Here is an 18,438-nt window from a genome sequence, read left to right as displayed (position 1 = left end):
TGCGGCGACCAAACCAAGGTGATCGAGGTTACGGATCGAGATAGCGGGTGCGGCCATGATGATCTACCTGCAAAAGAGAGTAATAGATCAGAACGGCCGATCGCCGTCAAGCACTGAAAATAGCAAAATCAGGTGCGGAATGACGGGTCAAGGGGAGGTAAAGAGGGTGTCAGGTCGGCGTAAATCCATAAAAAAACGCCCCAGGCGGGGCGTTGTTTTCATGGCGGCCATTACATGGCGTTGGTGGATTCGAAGATCTTGTCGGCCGACGCTTCGACGAAGCCAGGGTAGAGCACGCCGTCGGCCTGCGGGTAGCGCAGGGCAAACTCGTAGAAGCAGCTCGGGATGGTGCGCACACCGTCGCTGAAGGGCACCTCGGCCTTGTCTGCCATGGTGGAGGATTGCTCCAGCATCACCTCGGGATCGCCCTTCACCTCGCCGCCAACGGTGTTGAGCACGAAGCCTGCCGCCTTGAGCGCCGCATTCACCTGCTGGATGGTGTCGAAGTCCTTCAGGCGGTTGATGTTGACGGTGAAGTGGTTGGCACGATAACCCCAGGCCGCCATCCAGGCGGCATACTCGCTCTCTGCCAGCAGGGTCTGGTAGTCGGTGTGGGAGACCTGCCAGGGCGCGCCGGCGTAGAGGAAGGCCGGTGTGTCGGTGAGGTGATCGGGTACCTGATCCACCAGCTTGTGGATGATGGCCTGGGCACCTTCGGAGAGCTCTTCCACCTTCAGCTCGCTGATGAACACCTTGGGCGCATCAGGATCTTTATGCTCGAAGTGTTTGGCATAGAGCTTCTTGGCCTTGAACACATACTCGCCCTTCTCTTCGTACCCTAGGGCACGGAAGTGGGCGGCCAGCTTCTCCAGCCCCAGCTTGGGCAGGTTGTAGGTGCGAAACGCCACGTGGTCGTTGACGATGGGCTCGCCACCACCCAGCAGTTGATGAACCTTGTGGGCACTCGGGGTGACTTGAATGTAGTTATCCCACAAATGACCGAACAGGGTGTCGATATCCTTTTGCATCTCTCTTTCCTTTGATTGCGGGTACAGACAGGGGCACCTGTTCAGTGCCCCTCTTTTATTTTCTTGTTATCAGAAGGTCAGACCGGGAGACAGTTGATCCGGCATAGCAGCCTTGCTGTCTTCGACGGAGGCGACCGGGTAAGCACAGTAGTCGGCGGCGTAGTAGGCGCTCGCCCTGTGGTTGCCGGAGGCACCGATGCCGCCAAAGGGGGCGGCACTGGAGGCGCCGGTAATGGGCTTGTTCCAGTTGACGATACCGGCACGGATCCGCTTGAAGAAGTGGTTCCAGTCCGCTTCATTGTCACCGAGCAGGCCGGCCGAGAGACCGAAACTGGTGGCGTTCGCCTTCTCGATGGCCGCATCGAAGTCGTCGTAGCGAATGAGCTGCAGCAGCGGGCCGAAGTACTCTTCATCCGGCAGCGCGCTGACCGCGGTCACGTCGATGATGCCCGGGGAGACAAAGCCGGTGCCCGCTTCCAGGTGCTTGAGGGCAAGCAGGCTTTCGCCACCGAGGCGCTGCAGGTTGGCTTGCGCCTCGACCATGCCGAGTGCGGCCTTCTCGCTGATCATGGCGCCCATGAACGGCTGCTCGGCGGCGTCATAGAAGCCGACCTTGATCTGGCCGACCACCTCCACCAGGCGCTTGACCAGGGCATCGCCCCGCTCGCCGCGCTCGACAAACAGACGGCGCGAGCAGGTGCAACGCTGGCCGGAGGTAATGAAGGCGGACTGCACGATGGCATGGACGGCGCCGTCGACGTCGCTCACATCTTTCACGATCAGCGGGTTGTTGCCCCCCATCTCCAGTGCCAGGATCTTGCCCGGCTGGCCGGCAAACTGCTGATGCAGGAAGTGGCCGGTACGGGAGGAACCGGTGAAGAAGAGGCCGTCGATGTCCGGGTTGCCGGCCAGCGCCTTGCCGGTGTCGACCTCCCCCTGCACCAAGTTGAGCACCCCCTTGGGCAGCCCCGCCTCCTGCCACACCTTGACCATGGCTTCAGCCACCATGGGGGTCAGCTCGGAAGGCTTGAACACGACCGCATTGCCGGCGATGAGCGCCGGCACAATGTGGCCGTTGGGCAGGTGGCCCGGGAAGTTGTAGGGGCCGAACACGGCCACGACGCCATGGGGCTTGTGGCGCACGAACGCCTTGGCGCCCGGCATGGGGTTTTCCACCGTGCCGGTGCGCTCGTCATGGGCACGGATGGAGATGGCAATCTTGCCCTGCATGGCCGCCACTTCGGTGCGGGTCTCCCACAGGGGCTTGCCGGTTTCACGGGCGATGGTCAGGGCCAGCGCCTCCTTGTGCTCGCCGAGCAGGTCGGCATAGCGGCGCACGATGGCAAGGCGCTCTTCAAGGGCCAGATCGGACCAATGGTAGAAGGCCGTGCGGGCCGCCTTGACGGCCGCATCCACCTGGGACTGGCTTGCCGCCTCACCCCGCCAGATCACCTCGTTTTTGGCCGGGTCGATGGATTCGAACGGCTTGCCTTCACCGGCCAGCCACTGGCCATCGATAAACTGGACTAAAGACATCATCAATTCACTCCCTGTGGGTACGCAGGCCGCCTCGGCAGCCTGTCTAAATGCTGTGCTGCGGGGCGGGTCAATCCAGATCGACGACGCGCACCATGTCGCCATTTTCCACCTTGAGGGCGGCCGCCATCTTGGGCGGAATGATGGCTTCGTGCTTGTCCAGATCGACCCGGATGTTGCCGTAGCAGGCGCGGTATTGCTCGAACCTGGTGTTGCAGATGAGGTAGGTATGGCCGCCGATGGGCTCACCCACCAGCACCGCCAGCTTCTGGCTGCGGCGCACGCTGCGAATGTTCTTCACCTCGCATTCGACGGTGGGGCCGGCGTCGAAGATGTCGACATAACCGCGATTCACGAACCCCTCATCCTGCAGCATCTTGAGGGCAGGCCGGGTCTTTTCGTGGGTCTTGCCGATGACGGCGCGCGCCTCGTTGCTCAGCAGATTGACGTAGATGGGGTACTTGGGCATCAGCTCGGCGATGAAGCGCTTCTTGCCGATGCCGGTGAGATAGTCGACGGTGGGAAAATCCATCGAGAAGAAATGTTTTTGCAGCCACTCGTAGAAGGGGCTGTGGCCGTTGCCATCGGAGACACCACGCATCTCGGCAAAGACGGTACTGTCAAACAGCTCGGGGTGTTCGGCCATGAACAGGAAACGGTGCTTGGACAGCAGACGGCCGTTGAGCCCCTCGCGGGCGCATTCACGCAGAAACAGGGTGCAGAGCTCGGAATTGCCGGTGTAGTCGTTGGAGAGGGTGAGGGTTTCCACGACATTGTAGATGCCGAGCTTGGGAGAGGAGTGCACCACCTTGCCGATGTGATAGTTGTAGAACGCCTGGGACAGGCCGACCGCCGCGTCGATGGCGCAGGTACCGACCATCTCCCCGGTCTCCAGATCCTCGGCCACGAAGAAATAGAGGCACTCGCCCTTGCCAGCGGGCTTGTCCAGGAAGGTCTGGGTCGAGGCATCGATCTTGCGTTGCAGCAGCTCGTCGTTGACCGGCAAGGATGTCATGCCGGTGCCGGATTCGATGGCACAGGTCTTGAGGCCGGCGAAGTCGCGCTGCTCGATAGGACGGATAACCAACATAAATGACAACTCCCTTTCATTGACGACAGGTGGGGTCCCGGCTCCTGCCGGGAGGGCTCCCCACCTCAATTTGGATCAGGCGTTGACCACCTGAGCGACCGCTTTCTCGAACCGGGCCAGCCCTTCCTTGATGTCCGCTTCCGGGATCACCAGGGAGGGGGCAAAACGCACAACGTTGGTACCGGCAACCAGCGCCATCAGGCCCTGATCGATGGAGGCCAGCAGGAAGTCGCGGGAGCGGCCCTTGAAGTCATCGTTGAGCACGGCGCCCAGCAGCAGGCCCTTGCCGCGCACTTCGCTGAAGCAGTGGTACTTGGCGTTGATGGCTTCCAGCCCTTCGCGGAACAGCTGCTCGCGCTGCTTGATGCCGCTCAGCACTGCCGGGGTGTTGACCACGTCGATCACCGCCTCGGCCACGGCACACGCCAGCGGGTTGCCGCCGTAGGTGGAGCCGTGAGTGCCCACTTTCAGGTGGGAGGCGATCTCGGTGGTGGTCAGCATGGCCCCGATGGGGAAGCCGCCGCCCAGCGCCTTGGCGCTGGTGAGGATGTCCGGGGTGATGCCCAGACCCATGTAGGCAAACAGCTCGCCGGTACGACCGACACCGGATTGCACCTCGTCATAAACCAGCAGGGCGTTGTGCTTGTCGCACAGCTCGCGCACCCCCTTGGCAAACTCGTCGGTGGGGCTGATGATGCCACCCTCGCCCTGCAGCGGCTCCATCACCACGGCGCAGGTGTTGTCGGAGATGACGGCAGCCAGCTCCTCCAGGTTGTTGTAGGCGACGTGGGTGATGTCGGCAGGCTTGGGACCGAAGCCATCGGAGTAGGCAGCCTGGCCGCCGACGCTGACGGTAAAGAAGGTACGGCCGTGGAAGCCCTGGTGGAAGGCGATGATCTGGGTCTTGTGGGCCCCGAACTTCTCGATGGCGTAGCGGCGGGCCAGCTTGAGGGCCGCTTCGTTCGCTTCGGCGCCGGAGTTGCAGAAATAGACCTTCTCGGCGAAGGTGGCGGCGACCAGTTTCTTGGCCAGGCGCAGGGCCGGCTCGTTGGTCATCACGTTGGAGAGGTGCCACAGCTTCTCACCCTGGGATTTCAGGGCCTCGACCAGTTTGGGATGGCAATGGCCCAGGCCATTGACCGCGATCCCGCCCGCGAAATCCACATACTCGCGGCCTTCCTGATCCCAGACACGTGACCCCTCGCCGCGCACCGGGATGATTTTGGCCGGCGCATAGTTGGGAACCATCACTTCATCAAACACTTCACGTGTCACTGCCAACAACTCTGACATATTGCTCTCCTGCTATCTCGCGGCAGAATAATCCACCGCCCAAAAGTTAAATCCGTGTAAACGTGGCGGAATTATCACAGAAAAAAAGTAAAAAGTCTGTAACTTAACCGCCTATAAGGAACAATGTTCGATTGCCTTTGAGATTTTAGGCAACCGCATTGCATAACGGCTCAGGGGGTGTTGGCAAGAGATAATTTGGACAGGGAGGAGGGTGAATAAAGTCTCAGGGAAATTTTTTTTTGCCTCATGACGGTTTTGAGACAGACATCGCAATTTTTTCAGGAAACGGCCAAAAAGTTGGCCAGCAACTGGTGCCCCTGTTCGCTCAGAATACTCTCCGGATGGAACTGCACTCCCTCCAGCGCCAGCGTTTTATGCCGCAGCCCCATGATCTCGTCCTGGCTGCCGTCGGCATGTTCGCTCCAGGCGGTGACCTCAAAACAGTCGGGCAGCGACGCCGCCTCCACCACCAGAGAATGATAGCGGGTCACCCGCAGCGGGTTGTTGAGCCCCTTGAACACCCCCTCCCCTTTGTGACGGATGAGAGATGTCTTGCCGTGCATCACCTGACGGGCACGCACCACCCGGGCACCAAAGGCCTGTGCCAGGGACTGATGGCCGAGACAGACGCCGAGGATGGGGATCTCGCCGGCAAAACGGGAGATGGCGGCCAAAGAGATGCCCGCCTCGTTTGGCGTGCAGGGGCCGGGAGAGATCACCAGATGGCGGGGTGCAAGCCGGGCTATCTCCTCCAGGCTCAGCTCATCGTTGCGCCTGACCACCACCTCTTGCCCCAGGGCGCCGAAGTATTGCACCAGGTTCCAGGTAAAGGAGTCGTAGTTGTCGATGAGTAGCAGCATGCAAACACCCTGGGAATAAGACAGAGACGGTGATCGGACAGCCCGTTGCGAGGGCGGGCAGACAAACGCCGCGCATTCTGGCATGTCTCATTGCGTTAATAAACCGGCGATCACCTCACCTGCTGTGCAGTCTGTCCGCTCTTCAATGGCGATCCAGGCCTGTCGACCCCACCCGGCGGTGGGCCTGTCCCCGACCGGGCAGCATCAGCCGCTCCATGTCAGGATGGCAAGGTAAAAGAGACGGGAGGCGACCGGGAAAAGGGCACAGGACGTGACAGGCAGATGGGAAGGAGTCACCTTGGCAAGGGCTGGCAACGGACCTCAGCGGTCCAGATAACGGCCCTGTTCCAGTTCCCGTTCCCGCTGGCACTCGGCCAGATAGATGGCAGCCGCGATGGCCGGGGTCTTGTGGTGCTTGTCGATGGCGTTGGAGACCATCAACTGCAAGGTATTGAGGCTCTTGGCCTTGCGAAACTTGCGCAGCCAGTGACCCTTGTCACCCAACTCTTCACTCAGGGTTTGTGATTCGACAGACATGCTTTCTCTTGGGGCAAAGCCCGTGTTTGACATTGGGGGAGGTTGCGACAAACCGGAAGGTGTAAAACAAAGAAAGCCAGGCATCCACCCAGCTCTCTTCTACTACACCTTCCCAGTATGTCAGGCTCGAGGAACGAAGCCGACGACATCATATACGCTGATCAGGGTTTTTTCAGCCCTTTCACGCGCCTTTTGTGCGCCAGCCGCCAAAATGGCCTGCAGATGGGCCTCATCCTGACGCAGCTCGCGGAAGCGCGCCTGGATGGGTTCCAGCAAGGCGACCACGGCATCGGCCGTTTCACTCTTGAGGTGGCCGTACATCTTGCCTTCGAAGTGTTGCTCCAGCTCCGGGATGGAGCGGCCGGTCACACCGGACATCAGGGTCAGCAGATTGGAAACCCCCGGCTTGTTTTCGGGATCGAAACGCACCACGGCCGGTTCGTCGGAGTCGGTCATCGCCCGCTTGATCTTCTTGACGATCTGCTTGGGATCTTCCAGCAAGCCGATGAAGTTGGCCTCGTTGTCGTCGGACTTGGACATCTTCTTGGTCGGGTCCTGCAGGCTCATCACCCGGGCCCCTTCGGTCGGAATGAAAGGTTCCGGCAGGGTGAAGACTTCGCCATAGAGGTTGTTGAAGCGGGTGCAGATGTCGCGGGTCAGCTCCAGATGCTGCTTCTGGTCATTGCCAACCGGCACCTGATTGGCCTGATAAAGCAGAATGTCGGCTGCCATCAGCACCGGATAACCGAACAGGCCGACGTTGACGTTGTTCTCGAAACGGGCGGACTTGTCCTTGAACTGGGTCATGCGCGACAGCTCGCCCATCTGGGTGTAGCAGTTCAGGATCCAGCCGAGCTCGGCGTGCTGGGGCACGTGGGACTGGATGAAGACGGTGCTCTTGGCCGGATCGATCCCCACCGCCAGATAGAGGGCGGCGGCGTCCAGGCACGCCTTGCGCAAGGCGGCCGGATCCTGGCGGGTGGTGATGGCGTGCAGATCGACGATGCAATAGAGGCAATCGAAGTCATCCTGCATGCTGACCCACTGACGCAGGGCTCCCATGTAGTTGCCGATGGTCAGCTGGCCCGAGGGTTGGGCACCGCTCAATACGATTGGTTTAGTCATCAGAGTAGTAATCCTTGTTATCCGCCAGCCCGGTCTGGATCAGACCAGCAGGGCGTCGAGTTCGGCAAACTGCTCGCAAACCCAGTCGGGGCGGGAGTCTGCGATAGGGCGGCCATAGTTGTAGCCATAGGTGAGCCCCACCACCTTCATGCCGGCGGCCTGGGCGGCCAGCACGTCATTTTCGGAATCCCCCACCATCAGGGTGCGGGACGGGCTGACACCCAGCTCGTGGCAGGCGTGCAACAGCGGCTCCGGGCTCGGTTTCTTGACGGGTACGCAGTTGCCCCCGAGCCAGAGTGCGAAACAGTCGCTGATGCCGAGGGCCTCCAGAATGGGCTGCACGAAGTGACTCGGTTTGTTGGTCACCACGGCCTGCTGGTAACCCAGCCCCTGCAGACGGCGCAGGCTCCGGGCCACTCCGTCATACATAGCCAGACCTTCCAGCAGACAGGCCTGATAGTGACGGTCGAACAGGGGGCGGGCCTTGGCAAACTGCTCCGGGGCGTCGTGGTAATCGAGAGCCCGCTGGATCAACTTGTCGGCGCCGTTGCCGACCCAGGTACGCACCACGGACTCGTCGGCCTCGGCCAACCCCAGCTCCGCCAGGGTACGGTTGACCGCCAGCGCCAGTTGCGGGGCGCTGTCAATCAGGGTGCCATCCAGATCGAACAGCACCAGGTCAAAGGGGCGATCAGCGACGGACATGGGCAAGCTCCGCGCGCATCTGGTCGATCACTGCCTTGTAATCCGGCTTGCCGAAGATGGCAGAGCCCGCCACGAACATGTCGGCACCCGCCTCGGCAATCTCGCGAATGTTGTCGACCTTGACCCCGCCATCGATTTCCAGGCGAATGTCGCGGCCGCTCTCGTCGATCAGGCGGCGCACCTGGCGCAGCTTGTCGAGGGTGCCGGGGATGAAGCTTTGACCGCCAAAGCCCGGGTTGACCGACATCAGCAGGATCACGTCCAGCTTGTCCATCACGTACTCCAGGCAGGTGAGCGGGGTCGCGGGGTTCAGCACCAGACCAGCCTGGCAACCCTGCTCCTTGATGAGGCCCAGGGTGCGATCCACGTGATCGGAGGCTTCCGGGTGGAAGGTGATCAGGCTGGCACCGGCCTTGGCAAAATCAGGCACGATGCGATCCACCGGCTTGACCATCAGGTGCACGTCGATGAGCGCTTCGATGCCGTAATCGCGCAGCGCCTGACAGACCATGGGGCCGATGGTCAGGTTGGGGACATAATGGTTGTCCATCACATCGAAATGGACCACGTCGGCCCCGGCGGCCAGCACCTTGGCCACATCCTCACCCAGACGGGCAAAGTCGGCGGAGAGGATAGAGGGGGCAATCAGAAAGTCTTTCATCAGCGTCATCCATTGGCAGCGTGGCAGAAAAAACGGCGCAATTTTATCGCAAAAGGGCGATGAAAACGACCCGCATCTACAGAACACGCCGCTCCGGCACCATGGCTGGCACACGATGCCAGGCGCGGCTCACGGAATACCAGCGGCAGCATCAGAAATGACAACGGCCCCCTCAGGGACCGTTGTTCACTCAGCCGACGGCAACCAGCTCCGCCTCACCGGGATAATAGCCCTGTTCGGGCTCGATGCCGGGCGGATAGAGCGCCAGCAGCTCGGCCACCTTGTTGCGACCACCGCCGTTGCGGCTGATGGTGCGCTTGACCAGGATCTCGTCGAGCCGGGCGCCACGATAGAGCTCGCGGGTCAACTCGATGTCATGGTTGCTGATGAGCACGGGCACCCCTTTATGGGCGGCGGTATGGCGAGCCAGCCTGGCAAGCAGCGCCTGATCGTCCAGGGTGAAACCGCCCGCCGAATAGGTGGTGAAACTCGCCGTGGTGGAGAGGGGGGCATAGGGCGGATCGCAGTAGATCACCCAGTCTTCCTCTGCACGGGCCATGGCGTCGGCATAGCTTTCGCAGATGAACGTCGCCTTCTGCGCCTTCTCGGCAAACGCCCACAGCTCTTTCTCCGGGAAGTAGGGTTTCTTGTAGGAACCGAAGGGAACGTTGAACCCCCCCTTCTTGTTGTAACGGCACAAGCCGTTGAAACCATGGCGATTCAAAAACAGGAACAACTGAGCCCGCTCAAACCCGGCAGCGGTCTGGTTGAACTGGGTACGCAGCCGATAATAGGCGGTCTTGTGGTTGTGCTCGGCCACGAACAGCTTGCGGGCCTCGCTGATGAAGCTGTCCGGCTGCTGCTTGAGGTGGTTGTAGAGGCCAATGAGATCCGGATTGATGTCGTTGAGCACATAGGCGTCGTAATCCGTGTTGAGAAACACGGATCCCGCCCCGACGAAGGGCTCCAGCAACACACGCCCGGCCGGCAAACGCTCGGCGATCTCTTCGACCAGGGAGTATTTTCCCCCGGCCCATTTTAAAAACGCGCGTGTTTTTTTCATGGAAGTCCGGTGTTGACAAGGCTATGCCCAAAAAAGGGGGGGTGATTCTACCCCCTTCTTCGGGTGGCTGGCTATTGCTTCAATTCTTTTTGTATCTGGGCGAATGACTTGGGCCAGGGTTGTCCCTTGAGCAAGGCAGGCGACAGCTTGCGAATGGCCGCCTTGGCCTGGGCACTGCTGGCGTAGTCTCCCTGCACCACCACATACCAGGGACTGCCACGGAAACGGGTCTTGTAGACCCACACCTTGCCCGCCAAGCCATGCTCGGCCACAAAGCTGTCTACCGCCTTGGTGTTGCTCGCCCCCATCAACTGGATGCTGTAGTGATTCTTCGGCTTCTTGTTGAGAGTCGCCACCGGCGTCAATGCCACCTTGGCCGCTGGGGCCGCGACCGGCGCTGTCTGCGCGCCACTGGCCGGTTGAGCCTCTGTCCGGGCGGGGACACTGTTCAGGGCCGGATTCTTGACCTGGGCCGTCGTTCCGGTCGGGACCGCACGGGAACCGCTCCCCACCAGCTCATCCACCACGGCCGTGGGCAAGGCGCCGCTGACGTTCGGCTGGTTCATCAATTTCTCGACCACTTCGTCGGAGATGACGACCCGGCGCCCCTCATAGTTGGTTGACTCCGTGGTGACCGTCTCGCTTTCGACCTTCTTGGGCAAGGGCTTGGCATCGGACTGCCAATCGCGGGCAACCTGATTCCCTGACGGGATGGCAGCGGCGCCACTGTTCGCCTGAGTACCCAAAGCCCCGCTCGCCGCAACGACGTTCACAGGATCGCTTGAGACGGGATCGGGCAACGCCGTCCCCTGGGACGGTGCCTGGGCGGGGTCCTGGCCTGCACTGTCGAACAGGGGCAGATAGCTCAGGGCCAGCAACCCGCCCGCCACCAGTGCAAGCACGATCGCTATCTTCTTGACGGGCAACTCGGCCTGACGTTTCTTGGGCCTTCTGTCGGTCATGGTATCCTCCAGTAACTGCATGATGGCTGACGGATGTCCGCCCGCCCCATTCAGGATCTCTTCCACTTTCGGCTTGGGCAAGAGGGCTGTCGGGATCTTGAGCTCTTTGGCCTTCTCATACAAGAAGATACGTTGCTCAGGAGCGCTCAGTGGCGCGACCTCCAGCTCGAGGGCTGGCATGGCTCGTCCCTTGAGGAGCACCTTCTGGTTGCGACACCAGGCGTCATCACCCGAGAGCAGGATGGCCAGTTTATGAGGAGATGCCAGGGTATCGTTGTGACGACAGAGCGCCCACAACTCCCCCACCAGCTCGGCAGGCAAGGTATCGGCACGTTCGATGATGAGCAGCAGTCTGGCAGGCTTGTCACCCACCATGCGAAAGAAGCTGTCCGCCAGGGCATCCTGCGCGTTGAATAGGGGACGTGCCACCACCTGCTGCAACAGCAACTGGCGCACATCCGCCATCTTCATGGACGGGCTGCCGATGAGGCTGGCCACCCGCACCGCATCGGGCAGTTGGGCAAGCAGCGACTCGCACAGTGTGCCACGGCCACTGCCTGGCTTGCCGGAGAGAAAAACAAAGGGGTGGTTGAACTCGATCAGGTGCAGCAGCCGGTCAACCAACTGCCGCTGAGAAGGCAGCTTGAGCAATTTATTAGTGGTCACGACCAGACTCGATCACCGCCATCAATTGCTCGTCTGTCACATCGGCCACGACCTGGGCCTGTCCGATCCCGATTGGCAGCACCAGCCTCAGTTTGCCTTCCAGCACCTTCTTGTCACGGCGCATATGGCGAATGAAGGCGGCAAAATCCATATCGGACGGTGCCTTGACCGGCAAATCGGCGGCCAACAGCAGATCGCGGACTCGTGCCACCTCTTGCACCGTCATGTCGCCACGGGCCAGGGCCGTCTCGGCCGCCAGCATGGTTCCCGCCGCCACGGCTTCACCGTGCAGCCAGTTGCCGTAACCCTTCTCCGCCTCGATGGCATGGCCGAAGGTATGTCCCAGGTTCAGCAAGGCGCGCACGCCGTGCTCGGTCTCGTCCTGACCGACCACATCGGCCTTGATCTCGCAGCAGCGGCGAATGGCATAGGAGAGTGCATCACCGTCGAGGCGCTGCAGGCGGGTCATGTTGGTTTCAAGCCAGGAGAAGAAGGCGGCATCCCAGATGATGCCGTATTTGATCACCTCGGCCATGCCGGCGGCAAATTCCCGGGCAGGCAGGGTCTTGAGGCAGTCGGTATCGATGATCACATGCTTGGGTTGATAGAAGGCACCCACCATGTTCTTGCCGAGGGGATGGTTGACGGCGGTCTTGCCGCCAACGGAAGAGTCAACCTGGGAGAGCAGCGTGGTAGGCACCTGAATAAACGGAATGCCTCGCTGGTAGCTTGCCGCAGCAAAGCCGACAACATCGCCTATCACACCGCCCCCCAGAGCGATCAGAGTAGTATCACGACCATGGCTGGTTTCCAGCAGAGCAGACATGATCCGCTCGAAGGTCGCCAGGGTTTTGTAGGCCTCGCCATCGGGCAGGATCAGGTGTTCCACCTGAAAACCGGACAGCAACTGAATGATCTGTTCAAGATACAAGGGCGCGACCACGGTATTGGTCACTATCATGACCCGCTTGCCCTTGATCGTCTGCGCCAGTACCTCAGGGCGTTGCAGCAGACCGGCAGCTATCTCTATCGGGTAGCTGCGTTCACCCAGTTCGACCTTCAACCTTTCCATGGACGTCCTCTAATGAATTACATACCAATCAACTTGACGATTTGATTAGCGACAACTTTGGCACTCTGGTCATCCGTCTGGATGACAAAATCGGCAACCTCTTCGTACAGGGCGTTGCGCTCTTGCGCAAGACGCTCAAGCACTTCACGGGGCGGCTCTTCGGTTTGCAGCAAGGGACGACGCTTGTCTCTCTGGGTTCGCGCCAATTGCTTTTCAATAGTGGTTTCGAGATAGACCACGATGCCGCGTGCGGAGAGTTTGTTGCGGGTTTCACGGCTCTTGATGGCACCGCCACCCGTTGCCAGCACGATACCCTGCTGTTCGGCGAGCTCACCGATCACCTTCTCTTCGCGGATCCGGAAGCCTTCTTCGCCTTCAACATCGAACACCCAACCGATATCGGCACCACTGCGGCGCTCAATCTCATGATCTGAGTCGAAAAACTCCATGTGCAGTTGTTCTGCCAGATGTCTACCTATGGTGCTCTTGCCCGCACCCATGGGACCTATCAGGAAAATATTGCGTTTCTCAGCCATGTCTTTTCGTTAGTAATTACAAACTGTATGGCCCCGGTAAACACTCGACCGGGGTACCTATGAACCTTATCTTGCGTTGGATCAGGAGGGGGATTATCTCAGTAGAAACCAGGACTGGCAACCGCAGCCCTTACGCCCCAGCCTCATCGGGGCGTAAGGTTATATGTGTTTTACTCTCACAAGTAAAGTTTTCAGAGGGCGTCGGTCACTATCCTCGGGGTCACGAAGATCAGCAGTTCACGCTTCTTGTTTTCACTGGTGGTTTTCTTGAACAGATAGCCCAACCCGGGGATATCCCCCAGCAGCGGCACCTTGCTGACATCGCTCTTGATGGTCTGTTGATAGATGCCGCCAAGCACCAGAGTTTCACCGTTGTTGACCAACACCTGGGTGGTGATGGACTGGGCGTTGATGGACACCGCATCCCCGGTCCCGGTCGGCACGGTTTCACCCTTGGTATCCTGAGTCACGGTCAAGTCCAGGATCACCCTGTTGTCCGGGGTGATCTGCGGTGTGACCTTGAGGCTCAGCACTGCCTTCTTGAAGGTGACCGAGGTCGCCCCGCTCGAAGAGGACTCCACATAGGGGATCTCGGTCCCCTGCTCGATCAGGGCCGGCTTCTGGTTGGCCGTGGTGACACGCGGACTGGCGATGATCTCGGCCTTGCTCTCCTTTTCCAGAGCCGAGAGCTCAAGATCCAAAAGGGTGCCATTGGCAAGACGGGCAACTTGGAACGCCAGCGTGCCGGCCGCGTTGGTCACCGGCAGGTTGACGTTGAGTCTGTCTTCTACGTTGGGGCGAGTGATGGTGGAACTGCCATCATTGTTTCCGGCGCCATCATTACCCTCTATGGTGCCCGAGGTGCCGTTGCCATGACCGTCTGTCTTGGTCACCCCCCAGCGCACCCCCAGAGCCTCATCGAAACCATCATCAATGGTCACCATGCGCGCCTCGATCACCACCTGCTTGACCGGGATATCGAGGATATCCAGCATCCGCTTGACGTTGCTGATGACATCCGCCGTGTCCTTGACTACCAGCACGTTGGTACGTTCATCCACGCTGACCGCCCCTCTGGGGGAGAGCAGCTTGGTGCTCTCGGAGGAGAGCAGGGCCGCCACTTCCGATGCCTTGGCATAGTTGATCTGCAGATACTCGGTGTAGAGGGGAGCGAGATCCGCCACCTGGTTGCGGCTCTCCATCTGCTGTTTCTCGCGAGCGGCAATCTCGTCCGCCGGTGCCACCAGCAGGATGTTGTTGTCCAGCCGTTTGTCCAACCCTCTGACCTTGAGGATGATGTCCAGCGCCTGCTCCCAGGGCACGCCATCGAGACGCAGCGTGATGTTGCCGGAGACCGAGTCCGTGGTCACCAGGTTCAAATTGTTGAAATCGGCGATGATCTGCAACACGGTACGAACAGGAATATCCTGGAAGTTCAATGAGATGGGCTTGCCCTGGTACTGCTTCGCCGCCGTGGTGGCCACCCGTTTTTTCACCTCGATGATGAACATCTTGTCGGCCTGATCGTAACGGTAGTCAAACTGGCCGTTCACAGAGAGCTCGAACAGGGTGTCATTGCCCTGGCGGAACACCTCCACCTGGGAGACCGGGGTAGCGAAGTCCTGCACATTGATGAGGTTGAGCTGATCATCAGGCACCCGGGTACCGTGGAACTTGGCCAGCACTTTCTGACCACGGCTGCTGACATCCACCGCCGCCGAACTGTTGTCCAGCGTCACGAGGAACTCCCCCTGCCCCTCCTTGCCACGGCGAAAATCCACGCCCTTGACCGAGTTGAAGTAGGCGCCCCCCATGTTTGCCTGAGACACGGACAACACCGGCTTGCCGGGGGCAACGGGCGAAGGAGCCACAGTAGGTGTGGCAGCCATGGCCGGCTGAGCCTGATATTGGGACTGGTTCTGGGCAACTCGCTGGGTGTCAATCAATGCAGACTGAGTCACCGGCTGGCTTCTGACGAGCGCAGACTGGCTGGCTGCAACAGGCGCCGCCGAGGAAGCGACCGGCTGCCCTGCCTTGTCTCCCAGCGCCACCAGCAATTTATTGCCCTGCTGATGGACCTGATAGGGGGTGAGCTGATCGAGGGCGATCTTGATGTCGAGCCCCTGCCCCTTCCCCTCCACCAGGAGGTTGTTCACCCCTTGCTGCTTGATGGGCAGGGGATTGACCGTCAGGGCACCGATGGCCCCGGGTACGTGCAGCAGAAGCTGATTGGGTTCATAGGTCAACCTGTCCGTAAAACCGCTGACCGGTTCGCTGAAGCTGAGCTCCAGCAGGAGTTGATCGGCCAGCAGGGGATTCACCTTGACCTCCTGCAACGCGGGTACTGCCCACACCTGAGTGCATCCGCCCAGCCACAGCAGCGCCACACCGGTCATCCTTCTTATTGTTGTTCTCATCTCTGCTCATCCCTGATCATAGTTTTGCGTCGAGATTGGCCATGGCCAGCTGGGTTTCTCGGGTGACCCAGCATCCTTTGCCATCCGGTACCGTCTCCATCAAGTCAACATGCGTGTTCGTTATCTTGATGACCCTGCCCTGATCCAGCCCCATGTGCTGGTTGAGCCCGACGCGCACGGCTTGCCCGTCCGGGGTTTTGATCAATGCCCACAACTGCCCCTGCTTGCCGATGGAGCCTTTCATGCTCAGGCTGGCAAGCGAGTAGCGTTCCAGCACCTCCTTTTCCCGATTGGCCACTATCTGGGCACAGTCCGGCTTGGCCTTGGCATCCAGCCTGGAACTGGTTTCCGGCTGGGGTGCAATGAACGGACTACGCTGATCGCTGCGTTGATAGACCATGGGAGAGAAGGGCTTTATCTCCGGCAAAGATTCGATCGGTACCGGCTTTCTGGCCTTGGTCTGTTTGACATACTCATCCATGTCCTCCTGTCCCCCACAGGCCGTCAACAGCAGCGCCGACAAGAGAAGTACGCCCGCTCTCATGCTCATGGCTTTTTCTCCACGGTTTTGCCGTTGTACTTGTAGGTCTTGGCCTGCATGGACATACCGATCAGCTCACCCCCCTTCCCCTGGCTGAGCTGGAAAGAATCCAGGATCACGATGCGGGGCAAAGCAGCCATGTCCGCCGTGAACTTGCCAAGTTCGTGATAGGTGCCCACGACCTCGATGCGCATGGGCAGCTCGGTGGAGAACTCGTGTTTCACCTCTGGCTCCCAGTTGATCCTGTTCAATGTCAAACCGTTGTCGGTGGCAATGAAGCTGATGTCATCCAGCAAACCGGCGACTTCGTGGGTGTTGGGCAGCTGTTTGAGCTGGGTGTCGACCAGATGTTCCAGCTGGACCATCTGCTTTCTGTATGCTTCCAGGTTCGCGGCCAGCATGGCCTTGCTCTCGAATTGTCCCTTGAGCTCGGTCTCTTTTGCGGCTTCACGACCCAGAGCGGCCAGGGAATTGGCAATCACGTAGTAATAGAGTGCCCCGCCAAGCAGAGCACAGCAGAAGAAGACAAAGATGCCCTTGGCGATCGGCGGCCAGCGGGCAATGTCATTGAGATCCAGGTCGTTAAGTTGTTGCAGGTTCATTTTTGCCCCTTAGCCGCGTTGGGTAGCGCCGTGGCAATCTGGAACATCATGGAGAACTGGCTCAGGGCGATGGGGGCCACCTCGGCCGTGAAAATGGTGCTGAGCTGGGATTGTGTCAGCCAGCCGGAACCGTCGATTCGGCGCATCATGCTGGCTACCCTGCCATAGGCTTCGGTCTTTCCCTTCACGTCTATCTTGTTGTTTTGCAGAGCAAGGCTATCAAGATACACCCCATTGGGGACCAGCACCGGCAGCTGATTGAACAGACGCACAGGGATGTTGCGGCGCATCTGCAACTGCTCGATGAGTTGCATGCGGTCAATCAACTCCTTGCGCCGCTCCTTGAGAAGCCTGATCTCCCCAAGCTGGGTGTCCAGGGTTGCCATCTCCTGCTGCAACCGCTGATTGCGCTGCTGCTGGTAACCGATCTGCTGCTGCACCAGCCAGTCTGCGGCAAAGGCGATGGCTGCCGTCCCCGCCAGGAACAGACCGAACAGGATGCCGAATTGTTTCTTCTGACGCTGCGCCCGAGCCTGCCGCCAGGGCAGAAGGTTTATATTTGACATGGTGTGAAGCTCCTCAGTGCCAGCCCGAGCGCCGTCATGTACTTGGCCCCATGAGTCAGCCCCCCCTCTCCCTGCGGCTTGCCAAAGAGTGCAAAGGGATCGGGATGCAACACCTCGCAGTTGAGCTCGCTGCCGATTTGTCCGGCCAGCCCCAGCAGCAGGCTCCCCCCTCCGGTCAGCACCAGCCTGGAGAGCTCCTTGTTCCCCGAAGAGCTGCAAAACAGCTGCACGTTGCGCCGTATCTGCAACACCATGGTGCTGAGGTGAGGCAACAGGACATCCACCTCATGATCCGCAGGCAGGGAGCCCTGGAGCTTGGCCAGTTCCGCCTCTTCCATACTCATGCTGTAAAAAGAGGCCAATGCCTGGCTGTATTGATCACCACCAAAATTCTGCAACCGGGAATAGATGACCTGGCCCCGTAGCAGGGCGGCGAAAGTCAGGGCGCTGGCACCGATGTCGACGATGCCAACCGGTTTCTCCGAGGTTTGCAGGTCGGGCAGGCAAGCCAGCACGGCGCGTCCGAGCGCATGGGCCCCCACATCCACCACCATGGTCGTCATGCCTGCCTCCGTCAGGGCACTGACCCGGCCACTGACGCTCTCGGTCCGCGCGGCACTGAGCAGGACCTCCTGACGCCCGTTGTCGCCCGCCATGCCGAGGATTTCAAAATCCAGGCTCACTTCATCGAGGGGAAAGGGGATGAGCTGCTCTGCCTCCAGGTGAACCTGGTTCTCCAGCTCGCTCTCGTTGATGTTGGTATCGACCTGAATGATCTTGGTGATGACATTGGAACCGGTCACGGCCGTGGCCACGTTCTGGCAATCCCCCTGCACGAGCCGCTTGAGCGACTTGAGGGACTGACTGACCCGTTCAATGTCCTGAAGTTGATAGTCGACCAGCGTTCCTCTTGGCATGGGGATCTCGGCAACCGAACCGAGGTGCACCTTGCCGGGACGTCCGCTGATGGTGACGGCCTTGATGGTTTGACTGCCAAAATCAATGCCCGCCATGGAGACGAGGGATCCCTTACTTAATAGCCCAAACATATACACATCCATGCGTTATTGGGTTTTCGGACTTATTGTAGGACAGCGCGTCATGATGTGACGGCTTAACTCAATATAATGCTCTATCTATCAATGTCATAAAGTTTGTGTCAAAAGTTGACGCCCCTC

At 59.9% G+C, this 18,438-nt stretch carries 18 protein-coding genes; all 18 read right to left on the bottom strand.

Going from position 1 to position 18,438, the window contains the following annotated elements; all coding sequences use genetic code 11:
- Positions 1-230: 230 nt before the first annotated feature.
- Positions 231-1,028 (bottom strand): DUF1338 domain-containing protein, encoded by a 798-nt coding sequence (locus tag J9893_RS04010; RefSeq protein ID WP_210600900.1) that lies wholly within the window; start codon positions 1,026-1,028, stop codon positions 231-233.
- Positions 1,029-1,097: 69 nt separating this feature from the next.
- Positions 1,098-2,567 (bottom strand): succinylglutamate-semialdehyde dehydrogenase, encoded by a 1,470-nt coding sequence (gene astD, locus J9893_RS04005; RefSeq protein WP_210600899.1) that lies wholly within the window; start codon positions 2,565-2,567, stop codon positions 1,098-1,100.
- Between the two features lie 67 nt (positions 2,568-2,634).
- Complete coding sequence (gene astA, locus J9893_RS04000) at positions 2,635-3,654, bottom strand: arginine N-succinyltransferase (RefSeq protein WP_039039587.1); 1,020 nt, start codon at positions 3,652-3,654, stop codon at positions 2,635-2,637.
- A 75-nt stretch (positions 3,655-3,729) separates the two neighbouring features.
- Positions 3,730-4,947 carry an aspartate aminotransferase family protein gene (locus J9893_RS03995; RefSeq protein WP_039039586.1) on the bottom strand — a complete coding sequence of 406 codons (1,218 nt, stop codon included), beginning with the start codon at positions 4,945-4,947 and terminating at the stop codon, positions 3,730-3,732.
- Between the two features lie 278 nt (positions 4,948-5,225).
- Complete coding sequence (locus tag J9893_RS03990) at positions 5,226-5,807, bottom strand: aminodeoxychorismate synthase component II (protein ID WP_041215622.1); 582 nt, start codon at positions 5,805-5,807, stop codon at positions 5,226-5,228.
- 321 nt (positions 5,808-6,128) lie between these two features.
- The gene (locus tag J9893_RS03985) at positions 6,129-6,344 is read right to left on the bottom strand and encodes a hypothetical protein (RefSeq protein ID WP_010673831.1); all 216 of its coding nucleotides are present in this window, start codon (positions 6,342-6,344) and stop codon (positions 6,129-6,131) included.
- A 120-nt stretch (positions 6,345-6,464) separates the two neighbouring features.
- Positions 6,465-7,469, bottom strand: a complete 1,005-nt coding sequence (gene trpS / locus J9893_RS03980; protein WP_010673830.1) for a tryptophan--tRNA ligase — start codon at positions 7,467-7,469, stop codon at positions 6,465-6,467.
- Positions 7,470-7,508: 39 nt separating this feature from the next.
- The gene (locus J9893_RS03975; protein ID WP_210600898.1) at positions 7,509-8,174 is read right to left on the bottom strand and encodes a phosphoglycolate phosphatase; all 666 of its coding nucleotides are present in this window, start codon (positions 8,172-8,174) and stop codon (positions 7,509-7,511) included.
- Positions 8,161-8,835, bottom strand: coding sequence for a ribulose-phosphate 3-epimerase (rpe, locus tag J9893_RS03970; RefSeq protein ID WP_010673828.1), 675 nt, complete (start codon positions 8,833-8,835; stop codon positions 8,161-8,163). Before rpe ends, J9893_RS03975 begins: the two co-directional genes overlap by 14 nt.
- 190 nt (positions 8,836-9,025) lie before the next feature.
- Positions 9,026-9,898, bottom strand: coding sequence for a Dam family site-specific DNA-(adenine-N6)-methyltransferase (locus J9893_RS03965; protein ID WP_029314124.1), 873 nt, complete (start codon positions 9,896-9,898; stop codon positions 9,026-9,028).
- A gap of 71 nt (positions 9,899-9,969) precedes the next feature.
- A complete protein-coding gene (locus J9893_RS03960) occupies positions 9,970-11,526 on the bottom strand; it encodes an SPOR domain-containing protein (RefSeq protein WP_210600897.1) in 1,557 nt (518 codons plus the stop codon).
- Entirely contained in the window at positions 11,516-12,598 is a 1,083-nt protein-coding gene (gene aroB / locus J9893_RS03955; protein ID WP_010673825.1) for a 3-dehydroquinate synthase, read from the bottom strand. The genes J9893_RS03960 and aroB overlap by 11 nt, the downstream gene beginning before the upstream one ends.
- Positions 12,599-12,615: 17 nt before the next feature.
- Positions 12,616-13,134: a shikimate kinase AroK gene (gene aroK / locus J9893_RS03950; RefSeq protein WP_010673824.1), complete on the bottom strand. Its 519-nt coding sequence runs from the start codon at positions 13,132-13,134 to the stop codon at positions 12,616-12,618.
- Positions 13,135-13,325: 191 nt separating this feature from the next.
- Positions 13,326-15,551 carry a type IV pilus secretin PilQ family protein gene (locus tag J9893_RS03945; RefSeq protein ID WP_202040746.1) on the bottom strand — a complete coding sequence of 742 codons (2,226 nt, stop codon included), beginning with the start codon at positions 15,549-15,551 and terminating at the stop codon, positions 13,326-13,328.
- Between the two features lie 16 nt (positions 15,552-15,567).
- On the bottom strand, positions 15,568-16,095 hold the full coding sequence (locus tag J9893_RS03940; protein ID WP_029314119.1) for a pilus assembly protein PilP: 528 nt from the start codon (positions 16,093-16,095) through the stop codon (positions 15,568-15,570).
- 2 nt (positions 16,096-16,097) lie between these two features.
- A complete protein-coding gene (tapO, locus tag J9893_RS03935; protein WP_041212566.1) occupies positions 16,098-16,694 on the bottom strand; it encodes a PilO family type IV pilus biogenesis protein TapO in 597 nt (198 codons plus the stop codon).
- The gene (gene tapN / locus J9893_RS03930) at positions 16,691-17,260 is read right to left on the bottom strand and encodes a PilN family type IV pilus biogenesis protein TapN (RefSeq protein ID WP_010673820.1); all 570 of its coding nucleotides are present in this window, start codon (positions 17,258-17,260) and stop codon (positions 16,691-16,693) included. Before tapN ends, tapO begins: the two co-directional genes overlap by 4 nt.
- Positions 17,248-18,309: a PilM family type IVa pilus assembly protein TapM gene (gene tapM, locus J9893_RS03925; RefSeq protein ID WP_282598333.1), complete on the bottom strand. Its 1,062-nt coding sequence runs from the start codon at positions 18,307-18,309 to the stop codon at positions 17,248-17,250. The genes tapN and tapM overlap by 13 nt, the downstream gene beginning before the upstream one ends.
- Positions 18,310-18,438: the final 129 nt, after the last annotated feature.

It is taken from the genome of Aeromonas sp. MaB10011B, from assembly GCF_017939325.1.
Taxonomy (GTDB): Bacteria; Pseudomonadota; Gammaproteobacteria; order Enterobacterales; family Aeromonadaceae; genus Aeromonas; species Aeromonas caviae.
Note: the sequence above shows the minus strand (reverse complement) of the source record. Positions and strands in the feature narration are given on the sequence as shown.